Consider the following 21,771-nt stretch of genomic DNA (forward strand, 5'->3'; position numbering starts at 1 on the left):
TGATGGCGGTGTCCGCCACGCTCGGCGTCGTCTTCTGGGGCGGCTGGCTCGCCGTCCCCTTCTTCCTCGTGTACGGGGTGCTGTACGGCTCCTCGTCGGACTCACGGTGGCACGAGTGCGGCCACGGCACCGCGTTCAAGAACCGCCGACTGGCCGACTCCATCTACCAGTTGGCCTCCTTCATGCTGATGCGCGACCCCACGGTGTGGCGGTGGAGCCACGCCCGGCACCACACCGACACGCTGATACTCGGGCGCGATCCGGAGATCGTGGTGATGCGGCCCGCCCGACTGGCCAGGATCCTCGCCAACTTCTTCGGACTGGTCGACGTACCGCTGGCGTTGCGCGTCATGGTCGTGCACGCGGCCGGGCGGGTCACGGCCGAGGAAGCCACGTTCATCCCGGAGTCCGAACGCGCGAAGATCCACCGCACCGCACGGATCTGGCTCGTCATCTACGCGGCCATGATCGCCGCGTGTGTGCTGTCCGGCTCGATCCTGCCGGCGATGCTCATCGGCGGACCGCGCGTGTACGGCGCGTTCATGCTCAACGTCTACGGCCTCACCCAGCACGCGGGGATGGGCGAGAACGTGCTCGACCACCGGCTCAACACCCGCACGGTGCACATGAACAGGATCAACCGGTTCCTCTACTGGAACATGAACTACCACGTCGAGCACCACATGTTCCCGATGGTCCCCTACCACCGGCTGCCCGAACTGCACGAGGAGATCAAGGGCGATCTCGCTCCCGCCTACCCGTCGCTGTGGGCGGCCTACCGGGAGATCGTCCCCGCGGTGCTGCGCCAGCTGAAGGACCCCACGTACTACATCCGCCGCGAACTGCCGCCCGGCGCCGCTCCCTACCACCCGAAGTCCGACGGACGCGCGCTCGCGCTCCAGCCCGGCTCCCAGCTCTGAGGAGACGTCACGATGCCTGAGTGGATCGCCGCGTGCGCCGTGGACGACATCGACCCGGAGGACGTGATCCCCTTCCGGTACGACGGCGTGGACTACGCCATCTACCGCTCGCCGCAGAACGAGTTCTACGCCACCGCGGGCCACTGCACGCACGAGCGGATGCTGCTGTGCGACGGCCTGGTGATGGACCACACCATCGAATGCCCCAAGCACAACGGCCGGTTCGACTACACCACGGGCAAGGCCGCCGGAGCACCGGTGCTCATCGATCTGCGGACCTTCCCGGTCAAGGTCGAGGACGGCACCGTCCACATCGGGATCGGTTAGGCGGCCGTGAGTGCCGTGCCGGGGATGGTGGTCGTCGGGGGCGGCGAGTGCGGCGCACGGGCTGCGTTCGCACTCCGTGAGGCGGGCTGGAGCGGACCGGTCACGCTGATCGGCTCCGAGGCCGTACCGCCTTATGAGCGCCCGCCGTTGTCGAAGTCCGTGCTGACCGGGCCGCCCGCGTCGGCTCCGACGACGATCTGCGATACGGAGACGCTGAGGTCCGCGGGCATCGACTTCGTCGCCGGGGTCGCCGCGACCGACATCGATCGCGACCACCACGAGGTGGTGCTCGCGACCGGTCAACGCATCCCGTACCAAAGGCTGTTGGTGGCCACCGGGGCGAACCCCCGGCGCCTGCCGCTGCCCGGTGCGGCGGTCGACGGCGTGCACTGCCTCCGCAGCCACGGCGACGCGCTCGCGCTGCGGGACCGGTTGCGGCCCGGCGCCCGCATCGGTGTGATCGGCGGCGGATTCATCGGTCTGGAGCTGGCGGCGGCCGCGACCGTGCACGGTTGTGCCGTCACGGTGATCGAGTCGGCACCACGGCTGATGAGCCGAGGCGCAACCGCGCACCTAGCCGACACGGTCACCGCGCGCCACGAACGGGCCGGTGCCGACGTGCGCTGCGGCACCGGCGTCGTCCAACTGGACCGCCACGACGAGGAGTTGCTGCTCGAACTGACCACGGGCGAGACGCTGGTGTGCGACACGGTCGTGGTGGGCATCGGCGCCGTCCCGGAGACCTCCCTGGCACGGAAGGCCGGCCTCGCCGTCGACAACGGCGTGCGCGTCGACACCCTGCTGACTACCTCCGACCCCGACATCTTCGCGGCCGGGGACTGCTGTTCATGGCCGCATCCGCTCTACGACGGTCGCCGCATCCGCCTGGAGTCCTGGCGCAACGCCCAGGACCAGGGCGGCGCGGCGGCACGGAACATGCTCGGCGCCGACGAACCCTTCACGACCGTGCCGTGGTTCTGGTCCGACCAGTACGAACTCACCCTTCAGATCGCCGGGTTGCCCGACGCCGCCACGGCGGAGGTCGTACGACACCGCCCCGACGGCGTCGAGATCCGCTTCGGCCTCGGGCCGGACGGACGGCTCCTGTCGGCGAGCGCGGTGGGCACCGGAAACGCGGTGACCCAGGACATCCGGCTGGCCGAACTGCTCATCGCCCGCCGGGCGATCCCGTCCCCGGAAACCCTGGCGGATCCGACCGCCGCCCTCAAGGCACTGCTGAAGCAGGCGCCTCGGTAAGGAGAGGAAATCCCGTGCGCAGTACCCCATTTCCGCGCTCCGGCGAACCGATCAGCCAACTCGGCTTCGGCACCATGGGATTCGCCGGCTGGTTCGGCGACCAGGAGGAATCCGACTGGATCGACAGCCTTCTGTACGCACTGGACCGCGGGGTGTCCTTCATCGACACCGCTCGCGCCTATGGCCATTCCGAGCGCATCGTCGGAAAGGCGCTGCGGCAGTGGTCCGGGCAGCGCCCCTTCGTCGCGACGAAGATCGAGTCGCTCGCCGGCCCGCGCGGCTGGGGCACACCCGTGGCACCCGAACTCACCTACCCGCCGGGGCATGTCCGGGCCAGTGCCCTGCGTTCGCTCCAAGAACTCGCCGTGGACCGGATCGACCTCGTGCAGCTGCACATCTGGTGGCCGACCTGGGGCGTCACCGGGTACTGGATGGACGAACTCCAGCAGTTGAAGGACGAGGGGCTGGTGCGGCACGTCGGCATCTCGATCCCCGACCACCGCTCCGACATGGCGCTGCCGTTGGTGGAGAACGGTCTGATCGACTCCGTCCAGACCATCATCAACATCTTCGACCCGCTCGCCCTGGACAACCTCCTGCCCGCCTGCCGGAAGCACGACGTCGCGGTGATCGCCCGCTGCGTCCTGGACGAAGGCGGCCTGACCGGCACCCTCACCGAGGACACGGTCTTCGCGGAGGACGACTACCGGAACCGTTATTTCGACGAGATCGTGCCTCGCGCGGTCTATCTCGAAAAGGTCGACGCGCTACGGCAGTACGTGCCGGCCCATGCCGGTTCGCTCGCCGCGCTGGCGCTGAAGTTCGTCGTCCAGTCCCCCGGCGTCACCACCGCGATCTCCTCGATGCATGTCAAGGAATTCTGCGAGGAGAACATCGCGGCGCTCAACGAACCGCCGCTGCCCGCCGAGGTCTTCGACCGACTGCGCTTCAAGCACCGGTTCATCAAGAACTTCAACGAGACCAAGATATTCGCGGAGCAGTGAACCATGGCCTCTCACACCGAAACCGTCCGCTGGGAAGAGCTGCTGCCGAGAGAGTTCGAGCAACGGCTGACACAACTGCCCCTGGCCTACCTTCCGATGGGACTGTGCGAGCCGCACGGACACATCGCGGCCTTCGGCCTCGACACCCACAAAGCGGTGTACCTCTGTGAGGAATCCGCCCGCCGGTTCGGCGGCATCGTCGCACCGACCCAGACGTACCACATCCATGAAACCGGTTATCACCGGCCGTGGTTGAAGGAGGTCGTGGGCGACATCAATCCGCGGTTGGGCAGCCTGCCCCCCGATGTCGTCCTACGGCTCCTGGTCTTTCAGCTGCGGGCCTTCGTCAACGCGGGTTTCCGCGCCATCGTCGTGGTCACCGGGCACAACGCCAACCAGGCCGATCTACGAATCGTCGCCGAGGAGTTCCGGCGCGCCCGTCCGGTCCCGGTCGTCGCCGTCAGCGATCCCGAACTCGTGGCCGGAGAGTTCGAAGGCGACCACGCGGGACGCTACGAGATCTCCCAACTGATGTATCTCCGACCCGAACTGGTCGAGTTGGACCGCCTCGACGACCGGTACAGCAGCCCCTGGGGCCGCTTCGCCCAGGGCGAGGACGCGCATCTCGCCACCGCGAGCGAGGGCCGCGCGATCATCGAAAGCAGCCTCGCCGCACTCAAGGCCATCGTCGAGAACTGCGCCCCCTTGCCCGGCGGCGAGGACATCCCCTTCATGCCCATCGACGAAGCCGAGCAGATCTGGCAGCGGGTGGCCGCCCGCACCGACGAGTGGTGCACCCTGCGGGAGGAAGCAATGACCACGCCCCGGGCGGCCCGGGCCGTCACGATGTGGGACTACTCCTGGCTGCTGCGCCGCTCCGGTGACGAGGCGGAGTACGCGGATGTCGAGCGGGTCCTCGACGAACTCGCCGAGCGTGGCTACGACGTCGTACGCATCGACGCCTTTCCGCACTGGATCGCCGCCGACAGTTCCGGGCGGCGGGCCGACGAGATCACCGCTCTGCCGCAGCCAGCGGGATTCATGTGGGGAAACCATTCGACGGTCTCCGTGCGGCCGCGTACAGCGTTGATCGAGTTCCTGGCCGGGCTGCGCGATCGGGGTATACAGGCCGGGCTCTCCAGCTGGTTCACTCCCGACTCGACCGGCCGTGCGGCACAGGTGGTCACTCCGGCCGATCTCGCCCGCGTCTGGTCGGAGACGCTCGGGGCGATCCAGGAAGCCGGTCTGCTCGACGCCGTGGCCTTTGTCGACCTGTGCAACGAGTGGCCGGCCTGGGCCCCGGGCATCGGCAGGCACGTGTTCGGTGAGATCCATTCGGTCTTCGCGCTCACCGAGCTGTTCACCGACGAAGAGATTCGGCGCATCGACAGCTATCAGGCGGCGCTGTCCGCGGTGAAAAGGGAGTTCCCCGGAATTCCCGTGACGTTCTCGTACTACCTCCGAGGCGTCACACCGCCGTTGAGCACGGACCTGATGCGGCTTTCGACGGACGCCTTCGACTTCGCCGAACCGCATCTGTGGCTCGCCGCGGGATGCCCGCGTTTCGTCGCCACGACGAAATGGACCGGCGACTTCGAGAACGACGTCCGCGGTCTCGCCGAACACCAGCATCTGGTCCAGCAGCACTACGCGGCCGAGCGGGACACGTTCCTGGCCGAACTCGCGGACCTGCTCGACGTATGGCGGGACTGGGCGACCGAGCGCGGGTTGCCCCTGTGGACGACCGAGGGCTGGGCCTCGGTCGGCTGGTCGCCCGACCTCGTGCCCGATTGGGACGGGTGGGACTACGTCAAGGACGTCGCCGAGGCGGCGGTCGGCATGGCGCTGGACCGCGGCTGGCAGGGGATCTGCACCAGCAACTTCTCGCAGCCGCACCACATCGGGATGTGGGCTGACGCCGGTTGGCACCGCACGCAGACCGCCCGCATCCGGGGCGGCGCGTCCCCGGGCGCGCACTCGACACCGGAGACCTTCACGGCCGTAGGCCGCCCGTCAGAGGAGACACTGTGACCACACCTCAGTGGGCCCCGGGATGCGACATCGACGCCGTCCTGGCCGCGATGACCCTGCCGGAGAAGCTCGCACAACTGACCTCGCTGTGGCCGGAGGGCAGCGGCCCGCCCGGAGAGACCGTGGCGCCGATGCAGGACGAGTTGCTCACGGACCCGGCCGAGGCCGCGTCACCGCTCGAACACGGCGTGGGCCAGTTCACCCGGCCGCTCGGCAGCCGCGCGGGTGCCGTGACGGAACGCCTGGAGTACGCCCGCGCCCTGCAACGCGATGTCGTACGGCACAGCCGGTTCGGGATCCCGGCCCTGGTGCACGAGGAATGCCTGACCGGGCTCCAGCTGTACGGCGCCGCCACCTATCCCTCCCCCCTTGCGTGGGGCGCCAGTTGGGACGCGGAGCTGGTGCGCGAGATGGGCGGGCAGATCGGCTCGACCATGCGGCAGCTGAACATCCACCTCGGCCTGGCGCCGGTGCTCGACGTCGTGCGCGACCCGCGTTGGGGACGAGTGGAGGAGTGCATCTCCGAGGACCCGTACCTGATCGGCGTCCTGGGCACGGCCTACGTCGACGGCCTCCAGTCCACCGGGGCCGGCGCGACCCTCAAGCACTTCCTCGGCTACTCGAACTCGCGCGGCGGACGCAATCTGGCGCCGGTGCACGCGGGACCGCGCGAGATCGCCGAGGTGTTCGCGCTGCCCTTCGAAATGGTCGTCAAGAACGCCCGCCCGTCCGCGGTGATGCACTCCTACGCCGAGATCGACGGCATCCCTGTCGCCGCCGACCCACAGCTGCTCACCGAACTGCTGCGCACGCGCTGGGGGTTCGACGGTGTGGTGGTCGCCGACTACTTCGGGATCACGTTCCTGCACACCCTGCACGACGTGGCCGCCGACGCCGGTGAGGCTGCGGTGCTCGCGCTGTCCGCGGGGATCGACGTCGAGCTGCCGGCGGGCCGCGCCTATCTGGACCCGCTCGCCGAACTCGTCCGCAAGGGCACCTTCCCCGTGGAGCTCGTGGACCGGTCGGTGCGGCGGGTCCTGCGCAACAAGCTCGAACTCGGCGTGTTCGCTGAGGCAGTGGAGGACGCCCGGGCGGTCGATCTGGACCCGCCGGCCTCTCGTGCGGTGGCCCGACGGCTCGCCGAGGAGTCGGTGATCCTGCTGAGCAATCCCCAGGGGATCCTGCCGCTGCGTCCGGTCGGCAGGGTGGCGGTGGTCGGTCCCAACGCCGACGCTCCGGAGGCCATGCTCGGCAACTACAGCTTCACCAACCACATTCAGACCCCGCCGGGCACGCCGATCGGCATCGAGCTGCCCACCGTACTGGCGGCCCTGCGCGAGCAACTGCCCGCCGGAACCGAGGTGGTTCACGCGCCCGGCTGCGCTGTCCGTGCCGACGAGGAGACCGAGGCGGCGGCCGCCGACACGATCGCCGCAGCGGTGGCGGCGGCCGAGGACGCGGACGTGTGCGTCACCGTCGTCGGCGACCGCGCGGGACTGTTCGGACGCGGCACCGTCGGCGAGGGAAGCGACGCCGCGACGCTGGAACTGCCGGGACGGCAACGGGCGTTGCTCGACGCGTTGCTCGGCACCGGAACCCCGGTGGTCGTGGTGCTGATCACCGGCCGGCCGTATCCGATGGGTGAGTTCACGGACCGGGCGGCCGCGGTCGTCCAGGCGTTCTTCCCGGGTGAGGAGGGCGCGCCGGCCATCGCGGGCGTGCTGACCGGGCGGGTCAACCCGAGCGGGCGGCTGCCGGTCAGCATTCCCCGGGACAACGCCGGCCAGCCCTACTCGTACCGGCGTCCGCGGCTCGGCGGTCCCAGCCCGGTGTCGAACGTGGACCCCAGTCCGTTGTTCGCGTTCGGGCACGGCCTGTCCTACACCACCTTCACCCGCGACGAGGTGCGCGTCACGGCCGACCAGTGGGACACCGCGGGCACGCTGCGGGTGCGGTGCCGGGTCCGTAACGACGGTGAGCGCGAGGGCGCCGACGTGGTGCAGCTCTACGTACGCGATGTCGTCGCCTCGGTCACCCGGCCGATGCGCCAGTTGCTGGGCTGGGCGCGCGTCGACCTGGCGCCCGGCGAAGCGCGTGTCGTCGAGTTCACCGTGCCGGCGGACCGACTCGGGTTCGTCGGGCGGGAGTTGGCGTGGATCGTCGAGCCCGGGGAGTTCGAGTTCTCGGTCGCGCCGTCGGTCGAGGCGCCCGGGACGGGGACAACGGTCGGGTTGCAGGGCCCCGTTCGGGTGCTGACCGAGGAGCGCGCACTGCTCACGTCCGTGCGGGTGCTGGACGAGGACGCGTAACCCGGGCCCCGGGTGTTCAGGGGAGGAAGGCGATCCGGGAGCGCTGTGCCGGTGCGGTGTTCCCGTGGGTCGCCCGGTACTCGGCGGGGGTGACGCCCCGTTCCTTCTTGAACTCGTTGCTCAGGTGGCTCTGGTCGTAGAACCCGGTCCTGTCCGCGATCACCGACAGAGGGAGGTCCGATGCGGCCAGCAGATCGCACACGGCCATCAGCCGCACCCGCCGTAGGTACTGGTGCGGGGTGGCGCCGAAATGCGCCTTGAAGGTGCGGCTGAAGTGACTGGGCGAGAGGGAGACACTCGCGGCCAGCTCCTCGACGGAGAGGGCCCGGGTGTACTCGCGCGAGATCAGTTCCACCGCGGGCGTCAGGGTGAGCAGCCGGCGCGAGACCGCGTCCCGTTTGGTCAGCGCCCGGGTGACCCCCACGATCCCGATCGGCGTCCCGCCCTGCGGGCGGATCGGGGTCTTGGTGGTCAGGTACCAGTCGTAGGAACCATTGGGGTTGCGCACCAGCTCGACGAGATCGATCAGGGCCTCCCCGGTGGACAGCACCTGCTCGTCGTGGCCGCGGTAGTGCTCGACCAGGTACTCGGGCGAGAGGTCCTCGTCCCGCAGGCCGAAGAGTTGCCAGGGGTGGCGGTATCCGAGCAGTCGGGCGAACGGCTCGCTGCACGCGACGAACCGGCGCTCGGCGTCCTTGACGAAGACCCGGACGTCGTCGATCCGGTCGAACGCCTGGAGCAGGGCGTCGCCCAACTGCGCCGTGAGTTCCGGCGGCGCGCTCTCGTCACTGGCCATGGTCACCTCTGCCCCCATGGTCACCGGAGAGCGGCGGTGCGGTCGAGTGGTGGAGCAGGAATTTCCAAGAGTGGCGCATTTTCCTCCAAGTGATCTCGCAGGTCACCGGACTAGCTTGAAGTTGTGCCAACAGTCGGGTCCATAGAGGAGACAGCTGTGTCGGACGAGTCAATACCCCGGATCGCGCTGGGCAGTTGGGCGTTCGCCTTCGGCCCGTTCGCCGCCGATCCCTGGAGTTTCGACCGGCTGTGCGGCTATGCCGCCGCGGTCGGCTACGACGGCGTGGAGATCAACGGTTTCCGTCCGCATCCGCACGACGAGGACGTCACCGCGGACGACTGCGCACGCCTGCGGGACCGGCTCGCCGAGCAGGGACTGGGTGTCTCCGCCTACGCGCCCGACTTCGGTTCCACCCCGCCCGCGGACGTGCCCGCCGCCGACTACCTCGCGCGCGTCGATTCCGTCCTGGCCTTCTGCGCGGGGCTGGGCGTCCCGGCGCTCCGGGTGGACTCGGTCTCCCCGCCCGGCCCGATGGACCGGGAGCGTCTCGGGCACCTGGCCGACACCTGGCGCAGGGCCGCCGACCGCTGTGCGGACGCCGGGGTGCGGATGGTGTGGGAGTTCGAGCCGGGCTTCTGGCTGAACCGGCCGAGCGAGGTCCAGGAACTGGTCCACACCGTGGCCCACCCCAACTTCACCGTCCTGTTCGACACCTCCCACGCCTACGCGGGTGCGGTCGCCGGCGCCCGACACGGCGACGACCCGGAGGTGCTGCCCGGCGGGGTCGCCGAGTACGCGCGCCTGCTCGCTCCGTACGTCGGGCACCTGCACGTCATCGACGGAGACGGTTCGCTGCACAACGGGGAGACGAGCGAGCATCTCCCGTTCGGCGAGGGGAAGATCGACCTCGACGAGGTCGTCGGCGCACTCGGCCGGTCCGCGCTCGACCTCGACTGGTGGACGGTCGACTTCTGCTTCTGCCCGACCACCGAACGCGACGCCGCCACCGCCGTGCCCTTCGTCCGCGCGCTCGCCGACCGGGCCCGCGTGAGCGGAGCGACCCGATGAAGGCGGCGGCGATCACCGCACCGGGCCGGGTCGAACTCGTCGAGCGGGAACGCCCGCACGCGCACCGCGACCTCGTGGTCGTCAAGATCCTGATCGCGCCCATGTGCACCGAGTTCAAGGACCGTCGGGCCGGGAACCTCGGCGATGCGCTGGGTCACGAGGCCGCCGGGATCGTCGAGGACGCCGGCACCTCCACCCGGGTGCGGGTGGGCGACCGGGTGGTGGTCATGCCGCAGAACGGATGCGGGACCTGCTCGCTGTGCACGGCGGGCGAACACATCCACTGCCGGAGCGGACGGGACGTGCTGGCCGAGAGCGGGAACGGCTACGGCACCGCGACCTACGCCGAATACGTCCTCAAGCCGGACTGGTTGCTGCTCCCGGTACCGGACGACATCCCGCTGCACCGGGCCGCGCTCACCGTCTGCGGACTGGGCCCGGGATTCACCGCGCACACCAGGATGAACACCGGCGCCTCGGACACCGTGCTCGTCTCCGGCTGCGGGCCGGTGGGTCTGGGTGCGATCCTCCACGCGAGGGTGCGCGGGGCGCGGGTGCTGGCGCTGGAGACCCAGGAGTACCGAAAGAAGCTGGCGGCGGACCTCGGCGCCGTCGAGGTCCTCGACCCGCGCGCCCTCGACCCGGGCGAATTGGCCCAGGTGGACGCCGCCGTCGAGACCAGCGGCGCCCCGGGAGCCGCGAGCCTGGCGGCCCGTGCGCTGCGCCCGCGTGGCCGCCTGTCCGTCGTGGCCTGGGGCGGCGAGGTCGTCCTGCCACCGCTCGTACCGATCGGCGCCGACGTCTTCGGCTGCTGGCACTGGAACCACCAGCGGTACGCGGATCGGATGTGGACGACCGTGCGCGCCGCGGCCGAGGCGCTGGACACCGTGGTCACCGCGCGGTTCCCGCTCGACGAGGTGTCCGCCGCGATGGATCTCCAGGACACCGGGGAGTGCGGCAAGGTGTTCCTGCTCCCGCACGGAGCGGAGGGCCTGCGATGAGCTCGATCGTCATCCTCGCCGGTGAGGGCGAGTACGAGTCCCACCGCACCATGAAGACCTACGCCGACGACGTGCGGGCCGAACTGCCCGACGCGAAGGTCCACTTCCTGGTCCCGGACGTGCTCGACGACTATCCGGAGTTCCCCGCCTCCACGTTCGGCGACCTCGGTGTACTGGCCGATGCCGACCTGCTGGTGATCTACACCCGCTTCCGCGTCCTGCCCGACGAGCAGATGGCCCAACTGACGGACTACGTACGGCGCGGCGGGAACGTACTGGGCCTGCGCACCTCCACGCACGCCTTCCACTACCCCGACGACTCGCCGTGGGCACCATGGAACGACGGCTTCGGCCGGGACGTGCTCGGCTCGCCCTGGGTGAGTCATCACGGCCACTCCTCGCGCACCACGGTCACCCGCGTACCCGGCGAACATCCGGTGCTGGCCGGTCTCCCGGACCGGTTCACCTCCCGGTCCTGGCTGTACCGCGTGCGCACCCGGCCGGACTGCCGGCCGCTGCTCCACGGCGAGCCGATCGCTCCGGAGGACGCGCCCACCGCCGGCGCCGTCGCGTGGGTTCGGGAGCGCCCGCGGGGCCGGGTCTTCTACACCAGCCTCGGACACCCGGACGACTTCGCGCTGGAGGCGTTCCGGCGGCTGCTCGTCAACGCCACGCGCTGGTGCCTGGGTTGAGAGGGAGGAGCCCACAAGTGGAACTGGCGTACACCGAAATCGGGGTGGGTGAACCCCTGGTCCTGATCATGGGGTTGGGCGCGCCCGGCACGGCGTGGGAGCCGCACACCGCGGCCTGGTCAAGGAGTTTCCGGTGCCTGGCCGCCGACAACCGGGGCGCCGGCAAGTCACCGGCCCCGCCCGGCCCGTACACCACGGCCGCGATGGCGGACGACTACGCCGACCTCATCAAGGGGCAGGAACTTGGGCCGGCACGGGTCGTCGGGATATCGATGGGCGGGGCGATCGCCCAGGAACTGGCGCTGCGCCACCCGGAGTTGGTGTCGCGGCTGGTACTGGTGGCGAGTTGGGCCCGCTGCGATCCGCACACCGCGGAGATCTTCCGGACGCTCCCGCTGATCTGGGACCGCCAGGAGGTCGCGACCGCGTTGTTGCAGTGGCTGATCTGGACGCCGGGATGGTTCGCGGCGCACGAGGACGAGTTGCTGGCCGAGCGGACCGCGCCCGGCCGGATGTCCTGCTCCGCGTTCGGTGCCCATGCCGCCGCCTGCGTGAGCCACGACGCGCTGGACCGGCTCGGCGGCATCCGGGCACCGACCCTGGTGACCGCAGGGGACGCGGACCTGTTCGTCCCGCCCCGGCTGTCCCGCGAGCTCGCCGAAGCCGTCCCCGGGGCGACCCTGGAGATCTTCTCCGGCGCCGGACACACCCATCACTGGGAACAGTTGGACCGCTTCAACACCATCGTCGAGGCATGGCTTCTGGGAGAGGAACGGCCGCTGTGACCGACATCCGCTTCGCCTGCCAGACCTACAGCTGGCAGATGACCGTCGACGCCTACCGGGGCCGACTGGACCACATGATCTCGGTGAGCGCGAAGGCCGGGTTCGCCGGCTTCGAACCCGAGGTGGTGATGCTCGGCGAGGACTGGACCGCGTCCGGCCTGCGGTCGCAACTGGCCGACCACGGCGTGCAGTTGGCCGCGCTCTGTCTGGTCGAGGAGTGGAGCGGACCCCACGAGACGGCGGCGGAAGCCGCCGAGGCGGACAAGGTGATCGAGACCGTCGCCGGAATCGACGGCGCGGTCATCAACCTGTGCCAGTTCCCGGGAGCGGACCGGGCTCAACTGCGCGCCCGTCAGGACAACTTGCTGTCCTGCGTGGACGCGGTCTCCGCGAGGGCCGAGGCCGCGGACGTGCACTGCACGTTCCATCCCAACTCCCCCGCCGGGTCCGTGTTCCGTACCGACGCCGACTACGCGTATCTGCTGGCGCAGCTGCCGGAGCGGATCGGATTCACCCCCGACCTGGGGCACCTCGCCAAGGGCGGTATGGATCCGCTGGAGGTCGTGCGCCGGTACCGGGACCGTGTCGACCACGTCCACGTCAAGGACATGCACGCGGACGGGTCCTGGGCCCGGACCGGCGAGGGGATCATCGACATCCCGGCGGTCACGAGGTTCCTGGCGGAGACGGGCTTCACGGGCTGGATCGTGCTGGAGGACGAGTCGCCCGAAGCCGAGGCGGACCCCGACCGAGCCGTGGCCCGCAACGGGGCGTACGTGCGGGACGTACTGGAAGCGGTGATCAGGTGACCTCCTCCCTGTTCGAAGGATGCGCATGAGCGACGTGCGAAGGACGCCTATGACGGACCTGTCCATCGCGGTGAACACGTTCGTGTGGCACTCGCCGCTGACCGACGACTTGCTGGCCGGCACCCTGCCAAAGATCGCCGGCTGGGGGTTCGACGCCGTGGAGCTGCCGCTGGAGAACGTCGGTGACTGGGATCCCGCCCGGACCTCGGCGCTGTTGTCGGAGCTCGGGCTGCGCTGTGTGGTGGGCGCGGTGTTCGGGCCCGGGCGTGAACTGTCGGCGGCCGACCCGGCCACGATCGACGCGACCAAGCGCTATGTCCGCGCCGCGGTGGACGCGGCGGCGGGAGTCGGCGCGGCGATGGTCATCGGCCCGATGTACACGTCGGTGGGCCGGACGTGCCGGATGTCCCCGCAGGAGCGCGCGGCAACCCTGCGGGAGCTGCGCGACAGCCTCGCCGAATGCGCCGAGTACGCGGGGCGGCACGGCATCGCGCTGGCGGTGGAACCGCTCAATCGCTACGAGACGAGCCTGCTCAACACGGCGGCACAAGTGCGGGAACTGATCGAGGATCTGCCCGGCAATGTGGGTCTCAACCTGGACACTTACCACATGAATATCGAGGAGCGGGACCTGCGCGCGGCCTTCCGCGCGGCCGGCGACCGGCTGCTACACCTACAGGTCTGCGGGAACGACCGAGGCGCGCCGGGCCACGATCTGCAGGACTGGCCACTGATCCGGGACTGCCTCACCGAGATCGGCTACAGGGGCATGCTCGGCATCGAGTCGTTCACCGCGGACAACGCGTCGATCGCCACCGCCGCCTCCATCTGGCGCCCGCTGGCGGAATCCCAGGACGCGCTCGCCGTGGACGGCCTGCGGTTCCTGCGTGAGTGGCGGGAGGGCCGGTCATGACCGCGCATGTCCTCGGGATCGACTTCGGCACCCTGTCCGCGCGGGTACTCGTGGTGAGTGCCGCCGACGGCACCGAACTGGCCTGTGTGGAGCATCCGTACGGGAATGGCGTGATCGACCGCGCCCTGCCCGGGTCGGGTACCGAGCTGCCACCCCTGTGGGCGTTGCAGGATCCGCGGGACTGGCTGGCGGTCCTGCGCGAGGCGGTGCCCGAGGCGGTCGCGCGGGCCGGGATCGACCCGGCGAGCGTGGCCGGGGTGGGCACGGACTTCACGGCCAGCACCCCGCTGCCGGTGCTCGCCGACGGTACGCCCCTGTGCGTGCTGGACGGATTCGCCGAACGCCCGCATGCCTGGCCGAAGTTGTGGAAGCACCACGCGGCCCAGGCACAGGCCGAACGGATCACCGCACTCGCGCACACGTCGAAGCAGCCGTGGCTGTCCAGGTACGGCGGCAGGATCTCCGCCGAGTGGCAGCTCGCGAAAGCGCTCCAGATCCTCGACGAGGACCCCGAGGTGTGGGCGGCCACCGAGCGGTGGATCGAGGCGGCGGACTGGATCGTATGGCAGCTGACCGGGCGGGAGAGCCGGAATCCGTGCACCGCCGGTTACAAGGGCCTTTACCAGGACGGGAGTTACCCGGACGAGGACTATCTCGCCGCCCTGGACCCGCGGTTCGCCGACGTGTACCGCACCCGCGTCGACCATCCGCTCACCGCGCTCGGCAGCAGCGCGGGCGGACTGAGCGCGCGGGCCGCCGCGTGGACCGGGCTGCCCGAGGGCACTCCCGTCGCGGCGGGCAACGTGGACGCACACGTCACCGCGGCCGCCGCCCAGACCTACGGGAACGGTCAACTGCTGGCCATCATGGGCACGTCCACCTGCCACATGATGAACTCCGACGTGCTGCGCGAGGTCCCCGGTGCCTGCGGGGTGGTCGACGGCGGCATCGTCGCCGGGTCCTTCGGCTACGAGGCCGGGCAGAGCGGGGTCGGCGACATCTTCGCCTGGTGGGTCGACAGCGCCGTACCCGAGCGCTACCACGAACCGGGCCGTGGCGTGCACGAGGTCCTCAGTGAGCTCGCCGCGCGGCAACGGGTGGGCGAGCACGGGCTGTTGGCCCTGGACTGGATGGGTGGCAACCGGTCGGTGCTGGTCGACCACGAGCTGTCCGGAGTGCTGCTCGGCATGACGCTGTCGACCACGGCGGTGGACGTCTACCGGGCGCTGCTGGAGTCGACCGCGTTCGGCACCCGCGTGATCCTGGACGCCTTCGGAGCCGCGGGCCTGCCCGTGACGGAGTTCGTCGCCGCCGGAGGCCTGGTCAGGAACCCGCTGCTGATGCAGATCTACGCGGACGTGACCGGGCTGCCGATCAGCGTGGTCGACTCCGCGCAGGCGCCCGCGCTCGGTGCGGCCGTCCACGCGGCGGTGGCCGCCGCGATCCATCCCGAGGTGCGCACCGCGTCCGCCGCCATGGGCCGCCGTCATCATGCCGCCTACCTGCCGATCCCTGAGCATCAGCGGGTCTACCAGCAGTTGTACGAGGAGTACGTGCGCCTGCACGACCACTTCGGTCGCGGGGGCAACGACGTCCTGCACCGACTGCACGCGCTGAAGACGAGGAGTCCCTGATGCCCGATGCCATCGCCGAGGTGCGCGCGGAACTGCACGCCCTGCACCGGACCCTCGTCGACAACGGACTGGTCGCCTGGACCTCCGGCAACGTGTCGGCCCGGGTCGCGCCGGACCTGATGCTCATCAAGCCGAGCGGCGTCCCCTACGACGAACTGCGGCCGGAGGATCTGGTGTTGTGCGACCTGTCGGGCGTCGCCGTGACGGGCACGCTCCGCCCGTCCAGCGACGCCGCCTCGCACGGCTACGTCTACCGCGCCCTGCCCGAGGTGCGCGGGGTCGTGCACACCCACTCCACTTACGCGACCGCGTGGGCGGCCCGCGGTGAGCCCGTCCCGTGCGTACTCACCGCCATGGCGGACGAGTTCGGCGGCGAGATCCCGGTCGGCCCGCTGGCGCCGATCGGCGACGACGCCATCGGCCGCGGCGTCGTGGAGACCCTGCGCGAACACCGGTCGCCGGCCGTCCTCATGCGCAATCACGGGGTCTTCGCCATCGGCGACAGCCCGCGTGCCGCCGTGAAGGCCGCCGTCATGTGCGAGGACGTGGCACGCACCGTGCATCTGTCCCGGCAGCTCGGGGAGTCCGCGACCCTCACGGCACAGACGGTGGACGCCCTGCACGACCGCTACCGGAACCACTACGGCCAAGGGGACGCCTGAGTACCCTCCTAAGCGTTCTTCAGGGCACAGACGAAGTTCTCCTCGATGGCCCGCAGCCGCTTCAACTGCTCAGGCGCCTGGGCCTGGTTGATCTGCGAGGTGACAGAGAAGGTGAGGGACCGGCGCCCGTCCGGCGTGGCCGCGATCAGCTGGGTGTAGCCGGGGAAGTTGCCGGTGTGCCCCAGCACGACACCGCACCGGGTGGCGTAGCGGAAGATGCCCAGACCGGCCATGTTGGCACCGGGGCCGGCGGGCTCGGACGCGCCGGCGATCCAACTCCGCTGCTGCCCCAGCACACTTGACCGCTCGTAAAGTGCCCCTCCGGCGTAACCGCGGATGAAGCGGGTCATGTCGGCCGGCGTGGAGATGATCCCGCCCGACGCCCACACGCCGGACGCGCTGAGGACCTCACTGACGTCCTCCACCGGCGAGGGCGGCGCCACGTCATAGCCGTGCAGGTAGGGCTCGGGCATCCGGTACCCCTGCGGCAGGCTGGTGTCCCGCAGTCCCAACGGCCGGTGGACCAGCGTCCGCAGCAGCTTCTCGTACGGCGTCCCGGTCACGGCCTCCGCCATCAGGGCCACGGCGATGTTGTCGGAGTTGGAGTACACGTACCGGCTTCCCGGCTTGAACCCCAGCGGCTGATCGGCCACGAAGTCGAGCAGCCGGCGGGAGTCGAAGTGGTGGCGCGGGTCGGCGGTGACGATCTTCAGGAACGCCTCGCTGCGCGAGAAGTCCGGCAGGCCGCTGGTGTGGTTCAGCAGTTGTCGCAGGGTGACCCGGTGCCAGGCCTTGGGCAGTTGCGGAAGCCGTCGCCCCAGGGTGTCGTCGAGATGCAGCGCGTGCCGGTCGACGAGGCTGAGGGCGACCGCCGCGCTGAACGCCTTCGCGGTGCTGGCGATGCGCATGTGGTCGTCGGCCTGGGGCTTGCGGTCCGTGGCGAGGTCGGCGACACCCGCCCGCACGACGCGGGTCTCCCCGTCCTTCTGGAGAACGGCGATGAGGCCGGGCGGTCCGCCCGGGGACTCGACGAACCGGTCGGCCTGACGCTGGAGGTCGTCGCCGTGCGCCGCGGCGGCAGCGGTGGTGGCGGGGCCGAGTGCGGTCACGCAGGCGACGACGGCACAGGCGAGCATCCGGAGGGGCATGGGTTCTCCCGGGGACGGGGTGGCGGGGCAGGCCCAGCCTTTCCCTCGACCGGCGGGGAGGCCTCTTGTGCTGCTGCATACGGCGGAATGCCGGTACCGGTCATTCTTCGGCGGGATACACCTTCACGACCCTGCCCTGGGTGTCGGCCTGTAGATGTCCGCTCACGCTGTAATCGCCACTGAGGTAGATCTCGAGAGAGGCAGGGGTGTTGAAGGTGGCGCTCGGTGTGCTCAGAAGCAGATAGGCGGACTCCGGCTTGTCGACGTTCAGCTTCTTCTCCGCGAAGGCAAGGAGGCTGGGCAGCGCGTCCCAGTTGTAGTCGTCCACGCTCACGGGCTCGCTCTCGCCCATCAGGCTGCCGTTGCTGATGCCCGTCCGGACTCCCGAGGGCGGGCGGTACTCGTAGATGTCGTACTTGGTCCGGCTACCGGGGACCATCGCCTTCACCGACACGTAGTCCTGATAGACGGAGAGGTCACCGAAAGTGTCCCGTCCCGACTTCTTCTCGATGGCCTTGAGCGCGGTCCGAATGCCATCGGGCGTGAGCATGCCCTTGGCCAGCTTCGACGTCGCTTCGGGGACCGGCGACCCGATGTCGGCGGAGGGAGAGGCAGGGTCGGACACAGAGCCGGAACCGAGGGACCCGGGCGTGGAGGCCGAGGGGGTCTTCCCCGTCGGCCCCGCCCCCAGGGAGCCCGACCCGTCATCCTGATCGCCCCCGAACTGCGTCACCCAGGTCAGCCCACCGACCAGCACGACTCCCGCCACGGCGGAGGCGATCACGGCGCGTCGGTTACCTGCGGAGCGGCCCGGCACAACCGTTTCGGCAGGCGGCGGAGGCGGGGCGGGTATCGCGTCCTGCGGAGGCAGGTCGGGGATCGCGTCCTGCGGAGTCGGGTCGGGTATCGCGTCCTGCGGAGGCGCCAGGGGGTACGAGGTGACCGGCTCCGGGACGGCCTCCGCGGCGGCGGCCAGCATCCGGTCGACGGTCGCCGCGTCGGGCCGCGCCGCGGGATCACGTACCAACACCGCGGTCAGTACGGACGTCAGGGACCCGGCCTGCTTCGGCGGCGGTACGTCCTCGTGGAGGACGGCGGCCAGCGTGGCCAGCGTCGTGCCGCGGCGCAGCGGGTGGTGGCCCTCGACGGCGACGTACAGCATCATCGCCAGCGACCAGAGGTCGGCCGCGGGGCCGCCCTCCTCGCCGGTGACGCGTTCCGGGGCCATGTAGTCGGGGGTGCCGATGATCGAACCGGTGGCCGTGAGCGCGGTGGACTCCCGGATCGCGGCGATGCCGAAGTCGGTGAGGACGGGCCGGCCGTCGGTGCGCAGGAGGACGTTGGCAGGCTTCACGTCACGGTGCTGGACGCCCGCCGCGTGCGCGGCGTTCAGGGCTTCGAGGACACCGCGGCCGAGGCGGGCGGCGTCGGCCGGGGCCATCGGGCCGCGGGCCAGACGGTCGGCGAGGGAGCCGCCCTCGACGAGTTCCATGACGAGCCAGGGGTAAGTGCCCTCGCCGCCGTCGACGATGTGGTGGATCGTCACGACGTTCGGATGCTGGACCCGGGCCAGGGCCCGCGCCTCGCGCAGCACCCGTTCCCGGAGCATCCGCGCCGAGGGCGGGTCGTACTCGGCGAGATCCGGGTCCGCGGGCCGGACCTCCTTGACCGCCACGCTCCGGTGCAGGAGCAGGTCGCGGGCGCGCCACACCGTGCCCATTCCGCCGCCACCGAGCCGTGACTCCAGCTCGAAACGCCCGTCGACGACCCGTCTGCCGCTGTCCCCCTCGTTCATGGCGAGGAGCATAAAGGACGACGTGTCGGGCAGCGGACGGCACCCTTCCCCCCTCAGCCCGTCAGCCCGGCCGCGAGCGTGGCGCCCAGTTCCCAGCACGCCTCGACATCGGACTTCTCCGGCGTCCCGGTCACGGTCACGGGCTGGGCCGCGCGCCGCCAGCCGAGCCCGGTCGTGATCGCGTCGATCGCGCGCACCGCCCCCGTGACGTCGCTCCCGCCGTGCACGTAATAGCCGAAGGGGCGGCCCTGCGTGGCGTCCAGGCACGGGTAGTAGATCTGGTCGAAGAAGTGCTTGAGGGCGCCGGACATGTAGCCGATGTTCGCGGGCGTGCCCAGCAGGTACGCGTCGGCCGCCAGGACGTCGGAGGCGGTGGCCGACAGGGCCGGGCGGCGTACGACGTCGACGCCCTCGATCTCGGGCGCGGTCGCCCCGGAGACGACGGCCTCCAGCAGGGCCTGGCAGGTGGGCGAGGGTGTGTGATGCACGATCAGCAAGGTGGGCACGTTCCGCACCCTAGGTCAGGGGGCGCCTCCCCTGAAGAAGCGGCATCTCCCAGAGGCGGTATCTCATTCAGAAACGACACCGCTGAATGCGATGAAAGGGAGTTGTTGGACTTCAGAATCGTGCGCGAGCAGAGTGAACGTCATGAACCACCTCGCGAATCCCGAGCGTTACGACGGCACCATGCGCTACCGGCGGACGGGCCGCTCCGGCCTGGACCTTCCGCTGCTCTCCCTCGGTTACTGGCACAACTTCGGGGACGACCGCCCCTTCGAGCGGCAGCGCGAGATCGCCCTGCGTGCGTTCGACCTCGGGATCACCCACCACGACCTCGCGAACAACTACGGCCCGCCCTACGGCTCCGCCGAGATCAACTTCGGCCGCCTGATGAAGCAGGACCTCGCGCCGTACCGGGACGAGCTGGTGATCTCCACCAAGGCCGGCTGGGACATGTGGCCCGGCCCCTACGGCCAGGGCGGCGGCTCCCGCAAGTACGTCCTCGCCTCGCTGGACCAGTCGCTCCAGCGGATGGGCCTGGACTACGTCGACATCTTCTACTCGCACCGCCTCGACGCCACGACTCCGCTGGAGGAGACGATGGGCGCGCTGGACACGGCGGTGCGCCAGGGCAAGGCCCTCTATGTCGGCATCTCCTCCTACGACGCCGAGCGCACCCGCGAGGCCGCCGCGATCCTCAAGGACCTCGGCACGCCGCTGCTGATCCACCAGCCCTCGTACAACATGCTCAACCGCTGGATCGAGACGGACGGTCTGCTGGATGTCGCCCAGGAGGCGGGGTTCGGGGTCATCGGCTTCACCGCGCTCGCCCAGGGCCTGCTGACCGGCCGCTACCTCGACGGCGTACCCGAGGACTCGCGCGCCGCGGCGGGCACGTCGTTCGACACGTCCTGGCTGTCGGAGGACAACCTGCACCGGCTGCGCGCGCTCAACGACATCGCGGCCCGGCGCGGCCAGTCCCTGGCCCAGATGGCGCTCGCCTGGGCGCTGCGCGACGAGCGGGTCACCTCGCTGGTGATCGGTGCCTCGCGCCCCGAGCAGGTGGAGCAGAACGTCGCCGCGCTGGAGAACCTCGACTTCAGCGCCGACGAGCTGGCCGAGATCGACAAGTACGCCACCGATGGCGGCGTCGACCTGTGGCGCGACGCCCGGACCGGCAGCCTCGGCTGACCACGCGCCCGGCACGGGTTCGGTCAGGACAGCACGCGCAGTGCTCCCGGCAGGACCCTGACGGTGACGGGGAGGACGGCCTCGACCTCCCCGTCCGCGCCGTAGGGCACCTCGCGGTCGGCCTCGATGCGGATCTCCCGGCCGCGCAGGATCGTCACCTCGGGCCGTCGGACGTGGGCGCCCGTCTTGAGTTCGTTCATCAGGGTGAAGAACAGCCGCCGGGGTGCCTCGCGGATCATGACGATGTCCAGGAGACCGTCGTCCACGCGCGCGTCGGGGGCGATATGGCGTCCGGAGCCGTAGTAGCCGGAGTTGGCGGCGACCACCGTGTAGCCGGTGTGCGGGTGTTCCTCGCCGTCGACGGTCACGCGGTAGTGGGCCGGGCGCCAGGTGATGACGGCGCGCAGTCCGCCGGCGTAGTAGGAGGCGCCGCCGCGCAGGAGTTTGGCGTGGTTCGCGTGCCGGTTGGCGAGCGCGTCGACGCCTGCGTACACGCTGCCGAGCACGACGGTGCGGTCGTGGACGGCCGACTCGACCTCGATGGTGTCCACCGGGCGCGGCTCGCTGTGGAGCAGTACCTGCGCCAACTCACTTGCTCCCGTGGGGAGTTCGAGCGCCCTGGCGAAGTCGTTGCCGCGGCCCGCAGGGACAAGGCCGAGCACGGCCTCCGTACCGCTGAGCGCACCCCCGATGCCGCCGGCGATGCCGTCCCCGCCGACGGCGAGCACCACCCGGCCCCGCCCGCCGGCGTCCCGGGCGAGTTCCTTGGCGTGGTCCAGGCTGCGGCTGTACTCGGTCTCCAGCTCGGCCCCCGCCTCGCGGAGCAGCCGGGCCACGCCGAGCAGCGCGGCGGCCGAGGCGGAGCCGCCCGCGGTGGGGTTGACGACGGCGGTGAACTGTCGCATCGGTGCGCCTCCGGGGCGGACGG

General features: G+C 70.4%; 20 protein-coding genes. 15 read left to right on the forward strand and 5 right to left on the reverse strand.

The genetic code is table 11. The features are described 5' to 3' along the window. Positions 1–2 precede the first annotated feature (2 nt). From ACIP6U_RS11915 to ACIP6U_RS11940, 6 genes are read left to right on the forward strand one after another with little or no spacing between them, the layout of a single operon-like run. Positions 3–920 carry a fatty acid desaturase gene (locus ACIP6U_RS11915; protein WP_401715564.1) on the forward strand — a complete coding sequence of 306 codons (918 nt, stop codon included), beginning with the start codon at positions 3–5 and terminating at the stop codon, positions 918–920. Positions 921–932: 12 nt separating this feature from the next. Beyond that, on the forward strand, positions 933–1,247 hold the full coding sequence (locus ACIP6U_RS11920; protein ID WP_401715339.1) for a MocE family 2Fe-2S type ferredoxin: 315 nt from the start codon (positions 933–935) through the stop codon (positions 1,245–1,247). A 24-nt stretch (positions 1,248–1,271) separates the two neighbouring features. Continuing rightward, positions 1,272–2,504: an NAD(P)/FAD-dependent oxidoreductase gene (locus ACIP6U_RS11925; protein ID WP_401715341.1), complete on the forward strand. Its 1,233-nt coding sequence runs from the start codon at positions 1,272–1,274 to the stop codon at positions 2,502–2,504. Positions 2,505–2,518: 14 nt separating this feature from the next. Continuing rightward, entirely contained in the window at positions 2,519–3,508 is a 990-nt protein-coding gene (locus tag ACIP6U_RS11930) for an aldo/keto reductase (protein ID WP_401715343.1), read from the forward strand. A gap of 3 nt (positions 3,509–3,511) precedes the next feature. Continuing rightward, complete coding sequence (locus ACIP6U_RS11935) at positions 3,512–5,539, forward strand: cellulase-like family protein (protein ID WP_401715348.1); 2,028 nt, start codon at positions 3,512–3,514, stop codon at positions 5,537–5,539. Continuing rightward, a complete protein-coding gene (locus tag ACIP6U_RS11940; protein WP_401715350.1) occupies positions 5,536–7,848 on the forward strand; it encodes a glycoside hydrolase family 3 N-terminal domain-containing protein in 2,313 nt (770 codons plus the stop codon). Before ACIP6U_RS11935 ends, ACIP6U_RS11940 begins: the two co-directional genes overlap by 4 nt. Before the next feature lie 16 nt (positions 7,849–7,864). Here ACIP6U_RS11940 and ACIP6U_RS11945 read toward each other — a convergent pair whose 3' ends face one another. Further along, positions 7,865–8,644, reverse strand: a complete 780-nt coding sequence (locus ACIP6U_RS11945; RefSeq protein ID WP_401715352.1) for a helix-turn-helix domain-containing protein — start codon at positions 8,642–8,644, stop codon at positions 7,865–7,867. 156 nt (positions 8,645–8,800) lie between these two features. Here ACIP6U_RS11945 and ACIP6U_RS11950 point away from each other — a divergent pair, with 156 nt between their 5' ends. Genes ACIP6U_RS11950 through ACIP6U_RS11985 form a run of 8 tightly spaced genes read left to right on the forward strand, consistent with a single transcriptional unit; the run spans position 8,801 to position 16,208 of the window. Beyond that, positions 8,801–9,712, forward strand: coding sequence for a sugar phosphate isomerase/epimerase family protein (locus ACIP6U_RS11950; protein ID WP_401715354.1), 912 nt, complete (start codon positions 8,801–8,803; stop codon positions 9,710–9,712). After that, positions 9,709–10,713: an alcohol dehydrogenase catalytic domain-containing protein gene (locus ACIP6U_RS11955; RefSeq protein ID WP_401715356.1), complete on the forward strand. Its 1,005-nt coding sequence runs from the start codon at positions 9,709–9,711 to the stop codon at positions 10,711–10,713. The genes ACIP6U_RS11950 and ACIP6U_RS11955 overlap by 4 nt, the downstream gene beginning before the upstream one ends. Beyond that, entirely contained in the window at positions 10,710–11,405 is a 696-nt protein-coding gene (locus ACIP6U_RS11960; RefSeq protein ID WP_401715358.1) for a ThuA domain-containing protein, read from the forward strand. Before ACIP6U_RS11955 ends, ACIP6U_RS11960 begins: the two co-directional genes overlap by 4 nt. A gap of 17 nt (positions 11,406–11,422) precedes the next feature. Then, on the forward strand, positions 11,423–12,190 hold the full coding sequence (locus tag ACIP6U_RS11965) for an alpha/beta fold hydrolase (protein WP_401715360.1): 768 nt from the start codon (positions 11,423–11,425) through the stop codon (positions 12,188–12,190). Further along, positions 12,187–12,999: a sugar phosphate isomerase/epimerase family protein gene (locus ACIP6U_RS11970; RefSeq protein ID WP_401715362.1), complete on the forward strand. Its 813-nt coding sequence runs from the start codon at positions 12,187–12,189 to the stop codon at positions 12,997–12,999. Before ACIP6U_RS11965 ends, ACIP6U_RS11970 begins: the two co-directional genes overlap by 4 nt. Positions 13,000–13,024: 25 nt before the next feature. Further along, a complete protein-coding gene (locus ACIP6U_RS11975; RefSeq protein ID WP_401715364.1) occupies positions 13,025–13,912 on the forward strand; it encodes a sugar phosphate isomerase/epimerase family protein in 888 nt (295 codons plus the stop codon). Beyond that, entirely contained in the window at positions 13,909–15,546 is a 1,638-nt protein-coding gene (araB, locus tag ACIP6U_RS11980) for a ribulokinase (RefSeq protein ID WP_401715366.1), read from the forward strand. The genes ACIP6U_RS11975 and araB overlap by 4 nt, the downstream gene beginning before the upstream one ends. Further along, positions 15,546–16,208 carry an L-ribulose-5-phosphate 4-epimerase gene (locus ACIP6U_RS11985; RefSeq protein ID WP_401715368.1) on the forward strand — a complete coding sequence of 221 codons (663 nt, stop codon included), beginning with the start codon at positions 15,546–15,548 and terminating at the stop codon, positions 16,206–16,208. Before araB ends, ACIP6U_RS11985 begins: the two co-directional genes overlap by 1 nt. 8 nt (positions 16,209–16,216) lie before the next feature. Here the strand turns inward: ACIP6U_RS11985 and ACIP6U_RS11990 are convergent, their stop codons facing one another. From ACIP6U_RS11990 to ACIP6U_RS12000, 3 genes are all read right to left on the reverse strand, one after another. After that, the gene (locus ACIP6U_RS11990; protein WP_401715370.1) at positions 16,217–17,356 is read right to left on the reverse strand and encodes a serine hydrolase domain-containing protein; all 1,140 of its coding nucleotides are present in this window, start codon (positions 17,354–17,356) and stop codon (positions 16,217–16,219) included. A gap of 100 nt (positions 17,357–17,456) precedes the next feature. Then, positions 17,457–19,151 (reverse strand): serine/threonine-protein kinase, encoded by a 1,695-nt coding sequence (locus ACIP6U_RS11995; protein WP_401715372.1) that lies wholly within the window; start codon positions 19,149–19,151, stop codon positions 17,457–17,459. Positions 19,152–19,204: 53 nt separating this feature from the next. After that, complete coding sequence (locus ACIP6U_RS12000; RefSeq protein WP_401715374.1) at positions 19,205–19,657, reverse strand: flavodoxin family protein; 453 nt, start codon at positions 19,655–19,657, stop codon at positions 19,205–19,207. 142 nt (positions 19,658–19,799) lie between these two features. Between ACIP6U_RS12000 and mgrA the strand changes: the two genes are divergently transcribed. After that, positions 19,800–20,843, forward strand: coding sequence for an L-glyceraldehyde 3-phosphate reductase (gene mgrA / locus ACIP6U_RS12005; protein ID WP_401715376.1), 1,044 nt, complete (start codon positions 19,800–19,802; stop codon positions 20,841–20,843). 23 nt (positions 20,844–20,866) lie between these two features. Here mgrA and ACIP6U_RS12010 read toward each other — a convergent pair whose 3' ends face one another. Then, a complete protein-coding gene (locus tag ACIP6U_RS12010) occupies positions 20,867–21,748 on the reverse strand; it encodes a YegS/Rv2252/BmrU family lipid kinase (RefSeq protein ID WP_401715377.1) in 882 nt (293 codons plus the stop codon). Positions 21,749–21,771: the final 23 nt, after the last annotated feature.

The organism is Streptomyces sp. NPDC088794, assembly GCF_044750545.1.
In the GTDB taxonomy this organism is placed as follows: domain Bacteria; phylum Actinomycetota; class Actinomycetes; order Streptomycetales; family Streptomycetaceae; genus Streptomyces.